Below are 15,549 nucleotides of genomic sequence, written 5' to 3'. Positions count from 1 at the left end.
AGGAGAAAACATGGGCACACCCGGTTTGCTGGGGGAATACCTGACAGAGTTTGACGACCGCATCAGCAGCGAGCTGAACCTGGATCCGCTTGGCTTGCAGGCCATCTGGTCTTCGTACGGACAGGCCATCTTCCAGAACCGAATAAGTTCCATCTCAAACGACGTCCGCAACTACACGCTCAACCTGTTCAATCACCGGTTGACGAAGGCGTTGGTTGAGGATGAGTCGGTGGTGCTTGGCCGTGGCCTCAACAGACAGAGCTACTCCGGCAAGAAGGACTCACAGGCCTTCAAACAGGCTTGCCTCATCCATCTTGAGAACCTCTTCACGTTTGCCGTGGCTGCCGCTGAGGCAGAAGGTCGGGAGGCCGTTGAGGCCACCGGAGTCCTTGGAATTGGAATCGCTCGCCGCGAGTGGGCTGCCCAAAAGCGCAGTGTCAAGCTGATCTTCTCTCACCAGGCGAAGTCCCATCTTTTATCTCGTCAGGCCTCGCTCGGCGTCAGTGGCCGCTACAAGACGCCACTGGTCCAGATGGAGTTCTTCAACAGCGCCTACGACTACTCCCGCCCCGCCTCCACCCCCGTCTGGAAACGAGCTGACGAGCAACTCTTCTCGTCAACGCCGCTTGCGGCGCTGATGAAGCTCGCACATGCCTACATGAAGGCTCTCTTATCCGAAGCTGATCCGGAGCCGACACGAACCTTCGATAAGGTGCCTCCCAGGCTACTGAGCGCCTTCGTAGCAGCATTCCGAACGCCGCAGGCGGTCGGCGGTTACTCCCGCGAATTTTGGCTCGCTGTCACCGGTCTGGACCAAGGCAGCCGCGGTGCGCTGTACCAAGTGCTGGAGGACGAGTCTTCCAGCCCGAGGGATGTGCTGCTGCAAACGGAACAGGTATTCAGAGCCGCAATAAAACGCAAGCCACTGGCCGACGACGAGAAGGCGAAACTTCGATACGTTCTAAAGCTCGAGCCCTTCCTGGCGGAGCTTGATCTTCTTCTACAGCTCATGCTGTCGGCCAATGCCCAGACGCTTGACGACGTGGCCACGAGATGGTCCGCGCTCGGACGCACAGAACGCACCCTGAACGAAAGGGCCACGATCGTGGACGACACGCCTGGTCTGATGAAGCAAGCCGTCGGAACTCCTGCGGAACGGCTGCAGACGCTGCTTCGAATCGCACATGAACCTAATACCAAGGAGCAGGCTCGCAAGCTGTTGGACTATCACAGCAAGATCATGCGTGTACGAGGCCAGTCTCCTTGGTTGCGCCTGGTCGCCGGCGGCAAGCTCAAAGTTGACGTCCGCAGGCGCGATGCGACAGATGCTGACACTCGGCCCGTTGGTGCTTGGGTTCATCACTACTACATCCCGCAGTTTCGCCAGCTGCTGTCCGGGCTACGAGGTAGCGCATGAAGTTGCTCGACACATTTCGCGAGCAGGTGAAGAGCCTCGGAACCGTCAAGCGCGCATGGTTCACGACGTTCAACCTCAACATCCCTTTTTTCGAGACACACGTCCTGCCAGCGCTGCTGGACATAGACACACCAGGGAGTCGCCTTGACTTCGAATCCATCCAATTGCAGATGGCAGGTATCGAAGTGGCCGTGTTCTGCGATCTCCGGGTCATGGACGCTGATCAGTTGAAGCGGACGGCGGTGCCTGTCTACGGACTTCTGCCTGAGCGGATGGGCAATCCAACGTTCTCGAAGCAATCACTGTTTCACCCCAAGGTCATCCTCTTGGAAGCCCAGGATGGAAGGATGGTGCTGGGGACGGGCAGCGCGAACCTTACCGTCCACGGCTGGGCACGCAACGAAGAAGCGTTTGCTTTTCGCCCCGTCGCATCAAGGGAACAGTATCAGCAGATCCAGCGCTTCTTCGGACCTCTGACGGCAGCCGCAGGCCCTGACCATGCGCTTCCGCCCGATCCTCGAAATCTCCATGGTACGGACAAAACATGGTCTTTCGTGCACAGCTTCGAGGAGAGGTCGTTTCTCGACCACCTGCTGCCTAAAGGGGCCGTCGAAGATCTGACAGTTTGGTCGCCCTACTTCGCCAAAGACCTTGCGGGCTTGCTCACCAGAATCCGCGCCCGCCATGGCGAAGCTCTGACCTTCTCTCTGGTTCCCGATCGGGTGAGCGGCAAGCGCGTCCGAACGATCTGGACGGAGGAACTCAGCAACCTGTTGGCCAATGGAGTGCTTTCATTTCACAACCCGCCATCGGTACGCGCCAAAGAGATTGAGCTGACCCATGCCAAGATCTGGCTGGCGCGCGGCGAGCACGATGCGCGTCTTGCAATCGGGTCGTGGAACTGCACCACCCACGGCACAGCCAGTTTTGACGTGAGAAATGTTGAAGCTGGGATGGTCTTCCAGATCCACCCTGAATCGGAAGAGATCGTTGGGAAAAAGCTGTCTCTCAACGAGAGCCACTTCAGCTCGCTCAAGGAGATCGAGGATGAACAGCCTGAGTTGCTCGTTCCTCCCCCTTTCGAACTTCAGGTTGTCTTCGACTGGAAGGATTCGCGTTACCGCGTCACAGGGAAGCTGACCAACAGAGCCGTCGGCGATGGCTACAGCTTGCGCCTTCCATGCGTCGCCGAGCAGGTTGACCTGCTGTGGTCCCCTCGACCCAACAACCAAGCATGGTCGCTACAGCCGACTTTTTCCAACGTCACAGACGACGAGCAGTTGTTGACGAATCACAGCTACGAGCTATGGCACAAAGGGGAGCCGGTTTACCGAGGATTGATAGTGCAAATTCACACAGAGAACCGTCGTGCGCAAGGCTACGACTCGCTGATGGACCTGTTCAATGACCTTGTGGATGGATTTCCCGCGACGGGGGGCTCCAGGGTTCGACTGCGCGAGGCTTTTACAAAAGACGGACTCGCTGAAGATGAGGAAATCCCTCCAGCAGATGGCGCCGTTGCTCCGTCTCTGACGTACTTTCGAATGTTTCAAGCGTTCCAGAAGCTTCGCGACCGGCTAGTCAAAGCGTCCAAGGAGGACCTTGAGAGGCACCTGTTCGTCTACCCGAGCTGTCTTCAGGAAACAGTGCTGAAAGTAGAGGCTCAAGTGAAGGAGTCCAGCAGTCCTGTCTTCCAATGGTTCCTACTTGAAGAGCTTCGCAGTCTGTCTTTGATCGCGGAACAGCGATGGGATCGCCGTCGCGCGCGACCTTGCAAATGGAGCAGCCTGAAATCGAACATCACGGTGAGCCTTCCTGCCAACATAAGTGGCAATCGAAGTTACATGAAGCAGCTTAAGGAGCTGTGCCGCGATGACTAGCAAGCGATGGGGAGCTCTGACCCCCGAGATCGTGTCGACGCTCGTTACGTTCGATCGAGAGAGGAAGAACTGGCAGTACAGCAAGAGCGACCACTCCATGCCGGCGCGGCAGGCTGAAGGCGTAGCCGGCCTGTGGAACAAGCTGGCCATGTACGACGTTGCTCTTCTGGCAGATGAAGTGGGAACCGGAAAGACGCTTCAAGCACTGAGCGTCATGGCGATGCTCTGGCGGCAAAAGCCCGATGCGAAGGTACTGGTGATGGCGCCAAACCGGGACATCTGTCGTCACTGGGTAACGCAGTTCGAGATCTTTGCCAAGAAGCACTACCGACAAGCAGATGGCGTCGTGCGGCGGCCTGAAGCTGAGGAGCCAGCACATCAACCCCAGCTCTGCTGGAGCCTCGAAGAACTCGCCGCGGCCGTCAAGACGAACGAGGCCAAGCTCTTTATCACCACCATCTACTCGCTGAGCTCATTGGTTCGGGGCGAGTACGACGAGAAGGAAGACAAGCTTGGCAAGGCCGCGGATGTCGCTGCCAGCGTTCATCGACGCATCAAGCGCGCACTCGACGGGGAGGGATTCGATCTGGTGGTCGTTGATGAGGCCCACTACTTCCGCAACAGCGAAGGTTTGTCACAGAGAGCGAAGGCTGCTCGCAAGTTTTTCGGGAGCGTTGACGACAGGCTAGGTGGCAAGGCGTTACTGATGACCGCGACGCCGTGCCACTCGTCGATGCAAGACGTCCCTGCCCTGCTTGGGTATTTCACGGAGGTATCCGGCCATACACCAGAGAACCTGCTGAAGAAGTACGCGTTGAGGCGCCTTCGCCGGATGGAAGGGAATACGAAGAGCCACGACAAGTACAGCTATCGGAACGAACGCGAAGTCAGGGTCGACTTCAGCGGGGATCCAGCGGGCGAGGTCTTCTTCGCGCTCTATCACAAGTTGCTGGCTCGGAAGCAGGCAAAGGAGAAGCGACGATTCATGTACGGCTACCTCGAAGGCTTCGAGTCCTTTGAGGTCAAGCCGGCTGGCAAGACTTCCTCCAAGGATGACGACGGCCGAAGAAACGACTTCAATGAGGCGGGCGACACGGAGATCCTCAAGCAACTGTCGAGGATGCATGCCGCCTTAGGGGGTGCGCCTGCTCATCCGAAATACGACGAGGTCGTGGATCTCTGCGTTCCCAAAGACATCTTCGACTCGAGCCAGGACCTGCACGAGCGCAAGCACCTTATCTTTGTCCGCCGCGTGCCATCCGTTCGCGAGCTCGCCAAACGAGTAAATGCCGCATACGACAGGCAGCTGGCGCAGAGGATCGTTCGAGCGCTGAACCCTACTGATCCGAAGGATGTGTTGGAGCGCTGGGAGCGAGATGACTGGTCGCGCGAGTTCTTTGCGCGCCATCTCGATCCGGATCGCCACGGTGTCGACGCCGCGAATGACGACGAGCCCGGAGGGTCCGAATCGCCTCCAGATGGCCCCGCAGTCGCCGACGAGCACGTTCTCTCGCAGATTTCCCTTCTGTTCGTCGTCAAGGCCGAAGGAATTCAGCGAACTCATTGCTCAAATTTCAGCCAGCGGCTACGCAGACATGAAAGCATCTTCTACCTGCTTCTTGAGCCTGCCAGCGACTATCTCAACGGTCCATACCAGTGCTACGGTCGCGAGCAACAAGGCAACAAGTGGCGCGACACCTATGCTGCTGCCGCAAAACAGGCCAGGTCAGCGACGCGCCCATCCACTGGTGATGCTGTCGAGCGAAAGTTTGGTAAACCGATGCCCACGCTGTGGGGAAAGCTGCACGATCTGCTGGCTCCAGCGGACCAGAAGTGTCTTCAAGATCTGGCGGAGAACCCAGCGAAGGCCGAGAGCTTCGGCAGTTACATCAGAGAAGGTTTCCTGTTCGCCAGCCCGGTTCTTGTCGAGTTGTACTGCTGGTACATCGAATTTCTTGGTCAAAAGGTCAAAGGGGACGCGCAGACTCGATATCTTGCATTCTTCGCCTTTATTCAAAGGCGCCTGGCGAAGTCGATGGCGCTGGCCTACTTTCGAGCTGCCCTGGAAACCTTCAATGCGCTCTGCGAGAACGTCTCTTCCGGCAAGGACGGCATGAGGTGGTCGATGCTCGCTGGACTAACCAGCCCGGCCTTCTACGCCAGTAGCGCTGTGACGGATCGTCAAAGACTGATCCTCGGATTCAACAGCCCGTTCTATCCGAACGTGCTGGCCACCACGTCGGTGCTGCAGGAAGGCGTGAACCTCCACTTGCAGTGCCGAAAAGTACATCACTACGGCATCGCTTGGACGCCGGGCGACAACGAGCAGCGTATTGGCCGTGTGGATCGATTGTTCGGGAAGGTGAACGCACAGCTACGTCGCGATGACAAGTCTGAGCTGCTCATTCACTACCCGTACCTCGCTGGCTCCATCGACGAAGAACAACTGGCTGCCTTCATCCGCGACAAGCACAAAGTCGAGCAAGAGATGGATGCATGCCGGCAGCTCAATGTCAGCTCAGACATCGACCTCTCGGTGCCTAGCGCCAACTGGAGGGAGTACCTGCGACAGCCAAGGCCTACCGGGGACAAACCGGTCCCGGATCCCTTCCAGTACAACGAAGCCGAACGCCCACCAAAAGACTACCTGGCGTAGAAGAACCACGGCTGAAGTTATCGGAATGCGCCTGTGGCCCAGCGGCGCTCTTCTCGCGCGGTTCGGGAGGTGATGTTCACGCCGCCATTGGGAGAGCTTCTCGCCGAGCTCTAATCACCTCAAAGTGACGTTCCCTCGGAAACCGGACAGTTCTGAAATACCGGGTGGCCGCTTAAACGTTTACCAGCGCCCTTAACTGCGCCGGAGGCGGCCCATAGCTCACCAGGCGCACATCCAGACCATGGCCCTGCGCCTTCCTGAGCGCGCGTTCGATGGCGGCGTGAATCCACTCCGTCGCGTTGCCGAAGGCACCGCCTCCGAGCATGGTCAGCAGCACGGTGTTCGAACCGCCTTGGCGGCTGTTGAGCACACCCGCGAGCAGGGTCGCTTCGTAGGCGGCATCCAGCACGAGTTGAGCGAAGCCTTGCCAGTGCGGCTGGGCCACCCTGCCGTAGGCCACAGGCAGCGCGGAGCAGAACGCCTGGCTGACCAGTGGTCCTGGTGAGGACGGTCCATCGGTCACCTCCACGTCTTGGTGCAAGCCGATCCTCAGATGCCCGGCCAATTCACTTCTGGCGGCGTCATCCATCTTCAGCAACAGCGCGGCAATCTTGTCGAGCCCCGACCTGCTCGCCAGCGCATAGCCGTTCTGCATGTGCCAGAGATCGGAGACCGGGCAACCCAGCTTGCCACTGAGCGCTGCTCCAAGGTCCGCCAGCCCGTCCAGCTGTTGCTCGGCGCTCTGCCCAAGCTGCTCGCCCACCGGCACGAAGTAGTTGCGGTAGATCGTGGCCGCGCCTGCGGCGATCGCACAGGCCGGCCCCTGCGTGCGGTCGTGTTCGTAGCGGGTCACGCCGTCTTCCGGCGACACGCTGGGTCCCACCATCTCCAGCGCATTGAACTGGCTGGCCACCTGGAACAGGGCCCCCTCGTACTGCGGCATCTGGTGCATCTGCCTCACATCGCCTGTGACGATGCTCACCTGTGTCGCTGCCGCTTTCACCTGCTCCTGTGCCACCCGTTGTCGCAACTCGGCCAGCGAAACCATCTCGAACCGACCGATGCCAAAGCTGCGTCCGTTGACCTTGGAGCGAAGGGTGTTGCCCTGAACTTCCATCTGCGCCTGCGTGGTGGCGTAGGCCTCTTCGTTGAAGCCGGTCAGTCGGTTGAACCAGTTGTGATGCATGTCTTTTCTTGCGGATGTAAGGTGTGTGCGGCGGCACAGTGTGCCGACGACAAAACACAAGTCAAGACAATCAGGAAACGTCTGCCGGAGGCTGCCCGGCCACGCAGCGCCACTGCACTTCTGGCGGTTGTGAAGAGGCGGATGGACCGCTCGAACAGGATGCTTCGCGCTCGTAGAACTGAGCCCTCCCCCACCCCGCTCGAATGCCTTCGGTCACCATGCAGGTCTTGCAAAGCACGCCCCACTGGCCACCATGGGCCGGCAACCGCGCGTCGCAGAAGAACCCCTCATCCCTCAGCGGTCGACCGCACACATCGCAGTCGCCGGGATCACCGACGTATTGGCTTTCAGCGGTCTTGCACCGCATACATCGCCGACCAGACGTTCATGTAGGCGTCGTGCCGCTTCTTGGCTTTCACAGCCCCCTTGAAGTTGCTCCAGCTCAGGTTCATCACCTGGTCGTGCAGCACCTGGGCCACGGCTTCTCGGGGCACCCTCGCCCGGTACTTGTAGTCCGTCCCCTGGTTCACTTCGACCTTGGCCTGCGGGAACACCGATTCGATGTCGCCCTTGATGCGGGCCCGAACCGTAAGTACGTCCGTGTCACCGGGCTTCTGGACTACGCTGATGAAACTCTTCGGCAGAAAAATCCACATGCTTCTGGCTCCTTGATCCTGGGTGTTCAGCCCAACGCTGCCAAGGCCTGCAGCACAACCTGGTCGTTCGGGTGGGTGACGAAGCTCTTCAGCTGGTCCCGGGGAACCAGATGCACCGCCTGGCTCTCCCAGCACATGTCGGCCGGATGGCCTCCCACCCGCTTCGCTGTGTAGTAGCGGGTCACCGAGGTGCTGCGCACAGAGTCGCACAGGAAGCCGGTCAGGATCACCTGCAGCCCCGACTCCTCAAATCCTTCCTTCAGGGCATTGGCACGCAGGCCCATCCCGGGATCCAACTTGCCCTTGGGAAAGGTGTTCACATAACCCCCATGCTGATTGCTGGGCGAGACCACCCAGACCCGACCATTACCCTCCAGGATCACCACGCCCGAAGCGGCGGCTTTGCCGGGTGCGCTCATCATCGGCGGCTCAGTGAACACCTCGGTTTGCTGTATCGCGAGGGTCGCCCATGCGGCGGTGTCGGTGGGTGCGCCTATCCAGGAGACCACGTCGATACCGTTCAGCCTGGCTGGCATCGGCCCGTCCGGGATGACCGTGGCCCGCTCAAGTGGATCCCCCCAGCTCTCCAGGCTCGTGGGCGCGCTGGGGGCCTTGAGTTCGACCTGCCGGCCGGCGTCATCTTTGCGGGGGTGGAGGCTCTTCATGATCAACACAGCACATCATTGGTCGACTGCGCTGAGACAGTCAACGGCAATTGCAGTGTTGGAGCACTCGGCCAAGTCTTTTTGTACTGCTCGAAGAAGGCGGCGTCCACGACCGGTTCCGGGCCGCTGGTCACGCCCAGTTCGAGTTTCCTGAGCATCTGGATGAGCTGGTCCAGCGGGACCAGGCGGATGGGGGTCTTGCCCAGGGCCTCGCTCTCTTTCATGGCCTCGGCCGTGAATGTCGAGGTGGTGAAGAAGATCCCGTGATCGGTCGTGTGGTCCAGCGAGCCGCGGAAGTTGCGGATCTCTTCGGACGAGACGGTGGTGTTGCCGGTGTAGCGCTTGCACTGCCAGGCCACCCGGATGGACAACAGACCCGCGTCGTCCAGGTACATCAGGCCGATGCCATCCACGCCCTTGTCGTTGGACTGACCAGTCACCTTGGTCTGGTCTAGACCATTTTTGGTCATGATGGCCGCACACAGGTGCTCAAACCCTTTGTCCGAGAGCGACCAGAGGATGTCCTTGAGTTGCACCTGCCAGTTAATCGTGCCCTCCAGGTCCTGCTGCAGGTCGTCACCGCTGGGCGCGGGCAGGTCCGTCTCGTCCTTGTTCTTGCTGGCCTTGCTGGCGGTCTTGAAATAGATCGCCGCGGCGGTGACCATGTCCAGGGGCGACTCCCAGCCTTCGGTGGTGAGTTTCCAGATCCCGTGCCCTGCCGTCTTGGTCGGCTCCAGCAGACCCGCATTGACCAGGTACATGCGCGCCCAGTAGATGTCGTTCTGGTACTTGGGCACGCCGCTGGCGAGCATCTGGTCATTGACCTTCTCACCGGCTTCATCAATAGCCTGCACCACGGCGGACTTGACGGCACCGGCCTTGGCCACGCCATTCATCTCGCGCAGGGCGGCGAGGATGCGGGGGATGAACCGCACGACTTCGGGCAGCTTCTCGGTATCGATGTTCTGGTTCATGGGACTGTGTTCTTGACTCGATCCCAATGCCGAACAACCAGCGTCCTCCCTGAGATCACTTTTTAGTCTACGAATAACGTAGAGAAATGTACAGAGCGTTCTACGAATATCGATGAATGCCTCGGCAATCCCCCACTTCAACGCTATTCGGTCGGCGCCTGCGTGCCGCCCGCAATCGCGCCGGGGTACCGCAGGACAAGCTGGGCGTCATGATCGGACTGGACGAGAGTTCCAGCAGCGCCCGCATCAGCCGCTACGAGACCGGCATTCATGAACCGCCCTTTGCCACCGCCCAGAACCTGGGGCAGGTGCTCGATGTTCCGGCGGCCTACTTCTATTGCGAAGACGACAAGCTGGCCGAGTTGCTGATTCAGTACACCCGGCTGGATGCGAAGCGCAGGAAACAGGTGCTGAATCTGGCGGCAGAACTTCACGCAGAGATGGATTGATCCCCTCTTTTGTTGTTCCCATCCGTGCGATGGCCAGCACAATGCAGCCATGGACAACAAGACCCCAGCAAACGCCTGCCACCGTTGTGGTGCCACCGCCTACCGACCGGTGATCGCGCGCGACGCCAGCGGTGCCATGACGCCCAGCGGGGCCTACCGCTGTGTTCAGTGCAAGCTGGAGTTCACCTCGATCGATCAGTGGCGCCACTCCGGGCCTGCGAATTCGGCGTCGTCATGGACCCAGGGTCGTTCTGCCGCCTGATCGGCCCGCACCACATGCCGCAGAGCGCCGTGCAAGGCAAGCACCGGATGTGAATCACGACCACACACCACGGCTACTGCGCTGCATCAGTTGATCCGTCGTGAAGACAGAGCGTTACTCGCTCCGTGCCGCTGTTGGCACTGGAGCAATTCATGAAACGCAAACCGTCCCCCTCTTCCAAGACTTCCTCGGCCAAGCCTGCCCGCGCTGCTTCTGGCGCTCGATCCAAGGCCGCCCCCTCCCCCAAGCCCGTGGTCAAAAGGGTCAAGCCTGCGCCCGCCCAGACCCCTGAAATCACCACCACCAAACAGTCTCAGCTGATCACCCTGCTGCGCAGTGCCGCGGGTGCCAGCATGGAACAGATGATGGCGCTCACGGGCTGGCAGCCCCACACCGTGCGCGGCATGCTCAGCGGTTCGCTGCGCAAGCGCCTGGGTCTGGATGTTCAGTGTCAGCGGGTCGATGGTGTTCATCTCTACCGGATCGTGGAGGCGGCGGCAGCATGAGCGTGGTGGATCAGATCCTTCAGGCGGACCGGGCCACACTGGTCGAGCGCTGGCGGTCCTTGTTCGATCGCGAGCCGCCGGCCCATGTGCAGGTGAACCTGATCCGCCGGGTCCTCTCCTGGCATGCGCAGGACCAGATGCTGGACAACGACTGGTGTGGACCCAAGGGTGCGGCGCGTCTCAAACGTGTGCTGCGCAGCACCGCCTCAGCACCGGTGCTGGCACCGGGCACCCGGCTGCTGCGGGAGTGGCAGGGTGTCACCCACGAGGTGCTGGTGCTGCCGCAGGGCTTTGCCCACCAGGGCCAGACCTACAAGAGCCTGAGTGCGGTGGCCAAGGCCATCACCGGGACCCACTGGTCCGGGCCGGTGTTCTTCGGGGTGCGGCGCTGATGGCTACGAAACCGGTTGGATCGTCTGGGGCGCCTGCCCTGCCCTCGTTGGCTTGTGCGATCTACACGCGCAAGTCCTCCGAAGAAGGGCTGGAGCAGGACTTCAATTCGCTGCACGCGCAGCGCGAGGCCTGCGAGGCCTTTGTTCTGAGCCAGAAGGGTCTGGGCTGGAGCCTGATCCCCACGGCCTACGACGACGGTGGCTTCTCGGGCGGCAATGTGGAGCGCCCTGCCCTGCGCCGCCTGATCCAGGACATCGAAGCGGGCAAGGTCAATGTGATCGTGGTCTACAAGGTGGACCGCCTGACCCGGTCCCTGGCCGACTTCGCCAAGCTGGTGGATCTGTTCGATGCCAAGGGGGTGTCCTTCGTATCGGTCACCCAGCAGTTCAACACCACCACCTCAATGGGTCGGCTGACCCTGAACGTGCTGCTCTCGTTCGCGCAGTTCGAGCGCGAGGTGACCGGTGAACGCATCCGGGACAAGATTGCCGCGTCCAAGCGCAAGGGGCTGTGGATGGGGGGCATTCCGCCCGTGGGCTACCGGGCCAAGGGCCGCACGCTGGAAGCCGATGAGGAGCAGGCGCACCGGGTTCGGGAGATGTACGAGCTGTACTTGAAACTTGGGAGCGTCACCGAGCTGGGCGAGGAGCTGCAGAAGCGCGGCTGGCTCACGCCGGAGCGGGAGCACAAGCGGCCGGGCTTCGGGGGCAACAAGCCGTTCAGCCGCGGGCATCTGTACCGCATCCTGAGCAACCCGGTCTACATCGGTCAGATGGTGCACAAGGGAGAGGTACACGCGGGGCAGCACCCGCCGCTGATCGACAAGAGCCTGTGGGATGCCGTGCAGGCGAAGCTCGAAGCCCAGCGCAGTGGGCACAAGAGCCAGGCCCATGCGGCCCATCCCAGTCTGCTGAGTGGGAAACTCTTTGACGAGACGGGGCGGCGGCTGATTCCTTCGCATGCGCGCAAGGGGAACAAGCGCTACCGCTACTACGTGACACCAGCGGACGATCCCGGGACTCCAGTTCGGCTGCCGGCCAACGAGATCGAGCAACTGGTGGTCCAGGCACTGAGGAACTGGGCGGCGGACACGAAGCGGGTGGTGGACGCGGTGGGCTGGAGCGATGCCAAGGCGGCGGAAGACGCCATAGAAGCGGGGCAGAAACTGGCGCTAGCGCTGGCCAAGAGTGATCAGGAACAGAACGCCCGGGAAACGCTGGAGCGCTGTGTTGAGTCTGTGGAGGTCGGACCGACGGCGGTGCGGATCACGGTCGACCTGCTGGGTGCCGGCATGGTCAAAGCCGGGACTGGTCCGGAAACGGCTCAGATCGAAGTCGAAGCAGAGAGAAAACGCTGCGGCATGGCGGTGCGGCTGGTCATCGGTGGCGCCAATGCCAACCGGCCACCAGAACCCGATCAGACCATGATCCAGTTGATCAACAAGGCGCGCAACTGGCTGGAGCGTCTGACCAGGCTGGGCCACGGCATCGGAGACATCGCCCTGAGCGAGAACGTGAGTCCCGGGTATGTGACTCGACTGCTGCACCTGGCCCTGCTGGCGCCGGACATCACGCAGGCCATTGCAGCGGGAGATCACCCCGTCGATGTGACGGCTACCCGGTTGATGCAGGCCCTGCCCTTGCCGCTGGACTGGGCGGAACAGCGCAAGGTGTTGGGGATGGGTTGAAGGGTTGAGGCTGGAAGACTCTCGTCAATCAGGGCATGTGCGCTATGGCGAAATTGCCTGAAGGGCTGTTGGGCAGCGATTGCTGCCGGTGGGTGTAGCCAGGCGAACTCACGCTACCCGCCACGAAGCGGCAGTAGGGTACAGTGACCGGGGACGGCACGAATGGCAGTTGTGCGATGTACTGCGGTCATAGAGCATTCGCGAGCGGTTGGCGCCGCGCCACCTACTGCTTCGACTGGTTCCCGACTCCAAACATCGGCTTTCACGCGCAGGGGAACCAGCGATCAACGTCGAGCCCAATCGGCCTTGCCAAGGATGTGAACCGCCGGGACGATTCGCAGCTCGATAAATTGTTCGGCAAAGTGGAGTTGTTGATGGTGCGCGAGAGCAAGCAAATCGAATTCACTTTCTAGGCCTCGCATTTCAAGCCGGGCGTCGCGCTCGCACCCAACAAGCGCGAGGTCGCGCGCGCGTTCGTGGTTGGGGTATCTCCCTGCTACTGAACAAGTATCCTCGCGAACACCATGCGAATACTACTCATCGAAGATGACTCCATGATCGGCAAGGCCGTTCGCGAAGGCTTGGTGCAAGCTGGTTTCGCGGTGGACTGGGTAACCGATGGGCATGCCGCCGAGTTGTCTATGTCCAGCGTTGCTTATGACCTGGCCATCCTCGACCTTGGATTGCCCAAGAAGGATGGCATGGCCCTGCTCACTACGCTGCGCAGGATGGGCAATCACTTACCTATTGTGATTGTCTCCGCGAGAGATACCGTACAGGACCGGATCGCGGGGCTGACCGCCGGTGCCGATGACTACGTACTCAAGCCCTTCGATCCGGACGAACTTTTGGCCCGTGTACGGGCCGTGTTGCGGCGCCATGCTGGCAGCGGCTCGTCGTTGCTGGTGATCGGCTCGCTGAGTCTCGACCCGGAGCGGCGTTCGGTGACCCAGAGCGGACGGCCGGTTGAACTGTCGACGCGGGAGTTCGCCGTGCTGGAAGCCTTGATGCAGCGCCCTGGCACCGTTGTTTCGCGCCAGAAGCTGGAGGAAACCGTGTACGGGTGGGGGGAGGAGGTCGGCAGCAACGCAATTGAGGTGCACATGCACTATCTGCGCAAGAAGCTCGGCGCGACCGTGATCATGAACGTGCGCGGCGTGGGCTACCGCGTTACGGAGGGCTGATGCGATCGATTGAAAGAACACTGTTGGGTTGGACACTTGGCACCCTGGCTTTGGGGGCCTTCCTCGTTTCGCTGGCGGTCTACTTTTTTACACTCGAAGAGATGCACGAGGTCTTCGATGCCGAACTGCAGCACGTCGCAACGGCCGTGGCGAGCTATCACCAGGCGGGTAACCAATCCGGGCAGACCGATGATGTCGGGTCGCCGACGCGAACCGACATCGCCGATGACTCGGAGATCGTGACGCTGATGTGGACAGCGCAGGGCCAGAAGATCTTCTCGTCTGACCCCCGCGTCGCACTGCCATTCTCCAACATCGAAGGGTTGTCGCAGCCAGTGGTTGGAGGCGAGGCGTGGGTCGTGTATTCCACAGTCGGCGCCGACGGCGTGACCCAGGCCGCGCAGCGTGTCGCGTCCCGCGACGAGATGGCTGGTGAGTCTGCTGAGAAGGTCTTTCTGCCTTTGGTTGGGCTCACAGTGGGAATCGGCGGATTGCTGGTGTTCGGCTTGCGACGCGGCTTCTACCCGCTGGAAGGAGCGGCTAAAGACATCGCGCGACGCAGTGCGCGGTCGCTGGAGCCGATACCGGTCGAACAGGTGCCCACTGAAATCGCCCCGCTGGTGTCGTCCATCAACGAATTGATGAGCCGCCTGGCGGTTTCGTTTGCGGCGCAACGGCGCTTTCTCGCCGATGCGGCACATGAGTTGCGCACGCCAGTGACCGCATTGCGATTGCAAGTGAAGTTGCTTCAAAGATCAAAGAACGAGATTGACCGGGCACGGGCTCTGCAAGATCTCGAGGCTGGCGTAACCAGATCACAGCGACTAGTAGAGCAGTTGCTGCATGTTGCTCGTACAGAGCCGGACGGCGAGACCTCACGCGTCGAGCCGGTCGATCTTGCTGAACTCGTCCGCAGTGTTGTGGACAACTTCAGCAACAAGGCCTTGCACAGAGGTATAGACCTCGGTGCGACCACGCCAGGCAACGTTGCAACGAGCATCGTGGTGGCCGCCGATCCCGAGCAGATGACCGTGCTACTGAACAATCTGGTGGAGAACGCTCTGCGGTACACGCCGGCGGGTGGCGTTGTGGATGTTGAGGCGAGCTGCTGCAACGGCTCGCCTGAGCTGCGTGTGGTCGACAACGGTCCCGGCATTTCGGAGGGCGAGCAGGCCCGCGTGTTCGACCGCTTCTATCGAGGTGCGGATGCCACTGCGCTGGCGCACGACGGCGGTGGCAGTGGCCTCGGACTGGCCATCGTAAGGGCGATTGCCGAACGCCACAACGCGCACGTCAGTCTGCAGACGCCCGACGGTGGCAAAGGTCTGATGGTGGTTGTGCGCTTTTCTGAAGGCACGCGGCAGCCAGACCCGCCTGTTCTGGTCGGGCATCGAATCGCAACGACGCCGTCCATCGCGACGTGATCTGACCTCGACGGTTGTTATCAGTGCAAACGTCGCGCTGGCAATGACTTGACCATGTAGGTTGAGTTCAGGCCTTCATCTCGCTGGCGGAGAAACTGAACTTGCCCTTGTGCCAATTTTGAAGCTCGCATTGAGCCAACCTGTGCCGAGGCACAGCACTGACAGTGCTCATGGGAGGTTGTTAAGTCACGGTTAAGCTGCCATCGTGAC

At 60.8% G+C, this 15,549-nt stretch carries 14 protein-coding genes; 10 read left to right on the top strand and 4 right to left on the bottom strand.

Annotated elements, in window-relative coordinates; genetic code table 11:
- The first annotated feature begins 10 nt into the window (after window positions 1-10).
- From BC358_RS20555 to BC358_RS20545, 3 genes are read left to right on the top strand one after another with little or no spacing between them, the layout of a single operon-like run.
- Window positions 11-1,417 carry a hypothetical protein gene (locus BC358_RS20555; protein WP_079367255.1) on the top strand — a complete coding sequence of 469 codons (1,407 nt, stop codon included), beginning with the start codon at window positions 11-13 and terminating at the stop codon, window positions 1,415-1,417.
- Window positions 1,414-3,297 carry a hypothetical protein gene (locus tag BC358_RS20550; RefSeq protein ID WP_079367254.1) on the top strand — a complete coding sequence of 628 codons (1,884 nt, stop codon included), beginning with the start codon at window positions 1,414-1,416 and terminating at the stop codon, window positions 3,295-3,297. Before BC358_RS20555 ends, BC358_RS20550 begins: the two co-directional genes overlap by 4 nt.
- A complete protein-coding gene (locus tag BC358_RS20545; protein WP_079367253.1) occupies window positions 3,290-5,953 on the top strand; it encodes a DEAD/DEAH box helicase family protein in 2,664 nt (887 codons plus the stop codon). The genes BC358_RS20550 and BC358_RS20545 overlap by 8 nt, the downstream gene beginning before the upstream one ends.
- 172 nt (window positions 5,954-6,125) lie before the next feature.
- Here the strand turns inward: BC358_RS20545 and BC358_RS20540 are convergent, their stop codons facing one another.
- From BC358_RS20540 to BC358_RS20525, 4 genes are all read right to left on the bottom strand, one after another.
- Complete coding sequence (locus BC358_RS20540) at window positions 6,126-7,139, bottom strand: hypothetical protein (protein WP_079367252.1); 1,014 nt, start codon at window positions 7,137-7,139, stop codon at window positions 6,126-6,128.
- Between the two features lie 347 nt (window positions 7,140-7,486).
- Window positions 7,487-7,795 carry a hypothetical protein gene (locus BC358_RS20535; RefSeq protein ID WP_079367251.1) on the bottom strand — a complete coding sequence of 103 codons (309 nt, stop codon included), beginning with the start codon at window positions 7,793-7,795 and terminating at the stop codon, window positions 7,487-7,489.
- 26 nt (window positions 7,796-7,821) lie between these two features.
- Window positions 7,822-8,460: an NUDIX hydrolase gene (locus BC358_RS20530; RefSeq protein WP_079367250.1), complete on the bottom strand. Its 639-nt coding sequence runs from the start codon at window positions 8,458-8,460 to the stop codon at window positions 7,822-7,824.
- Between the two features lie 2 nt (window positions 8,461-8,462).
- Window positions 8,463-9,434 carry a restriction endonuclease gene (locus BC358_RS20525; RefSeq protein ID WP_079367249.1) on the bottom strand — a complete coding sequence of 324 codons (972 nt, stop codon included), beginning with the start codon at window positions 9,432-9,434 and terminating at the stop codon, window positions 8,463-8,465.
- 116 nt (window positions 9,435-9,550) lie between these two features.
- Here BC358_RS20525 and BC358_RS20520 point away from each other — a divergent pair, with 116 nt between their 5' ends.
- The 7 genes from BC358_RS20520 to BC358_RS20490 all read left to right on the top strand — a co-directional run bounded on the left by BC358_RS20520 (window position 9,551) and on the right by BC358_RS20490 (window position 15,339).
- Window positions 9,551-9,883 (top strand): helix-turn-helix transcriptional regulator, encoded by a 333-nt coding sequence (locus tag BC358_RS20520; RefSeq protein WP_079367248.1) that lies wholly within the window; start codon window positions 9,551-9,553, stop codon window positions 9,881-9,883.
- Between the two features lie 49 nt (window positions 9,884-9,932).
- Window positions 9,933-10,145, top strand: coding sequence for a hypothetical protein (locus BC358_RS22015; protein WP_143434386.1), 213 nt, complete (start codon window positions 9,933-9,935; stop codon window positions 10,143-10,145).
- Window positions 10,146-10,297: 152 nt separating this feature from the next.
- Complete coding sequence (locus BC358_RS20515; protein WP_079367247.1) at window positions 10,298-10,651, top strand: DUF3489 domain-containing protein; 354 nt, start codon at window positions 10,298-10,300, stop codon at window positions 10,649-10,651.
- Window positions 10,648-11,043: a DUF2924 domain-containing protein gene (locus BC358_RS20510; RefSeq protein ID WP_079367246.1), complete on the top strand. Its 396-nt coding sequence runs from the start codon at window positions 10,648-10,650 to the stop codon at window positions 11,041-11,043. Before BC358_RS20515 ends, BC358_RS20510 begins: the two co-directional genes overlap by 4 nt.
- Window positions 11,043-12,731 (top strand): recombinase family protein, encoded by a 1,689-nt coding sequence (locus BC358_RS20505; protein WP_079367245.1) that lies wholly within the window; start codon window positions 11,043-11,045, stop codon window positions 12,729-12,731. The genes BC358_RS20510 and BC358_RS20505 overlap by 1 nt, the downstream gene beginning before the upstream one ends.
- Window positions 12,732-13,255: 524 nt before the next feature.
- A complete protein-coding gene (locus BC358_RS20495) occupies window positions 13,256-13,915 on the top strand; it encodes a response regulator transcription factor (RefSeq protein WP_079367243.1) in 660 nt (219 codons plus the stop codon).
- Window positions 13,915-15,339 (top strand): HAMP domain-containing sensor histidine kinase, encoded by a 1,425-nt coding sequence (locus BC358_RS20490; RefSeq protein ID WP_079367242.1) that lies wholly within the window; start codon window positions 13,915-13,917, stop codon window positions 15,337-15,339. Before BC358_RS20495 ends, BC358_RS20490 begins: the two co-directional genes overlap by 1 nt.
- Window positions 15,340-15,549 lie beyond the last annotated feature (210 nt).

The sequence above is a fragment of the Hydrogenophaga sp. H7 genome (genome assembly GCF_002025745.1).
GTDB lineage: Bacteria > Pseudomonadota > Gammaproteobacteria > Burkholderiales > Burkholderiaceae_C > Hydrogenophaga > Hydrogenophaga pseudoflava.
Note: the sequence above shows the minus strand (reverse complement) of the source record. Positions and strands in the feature narration are given on the sequence as shown.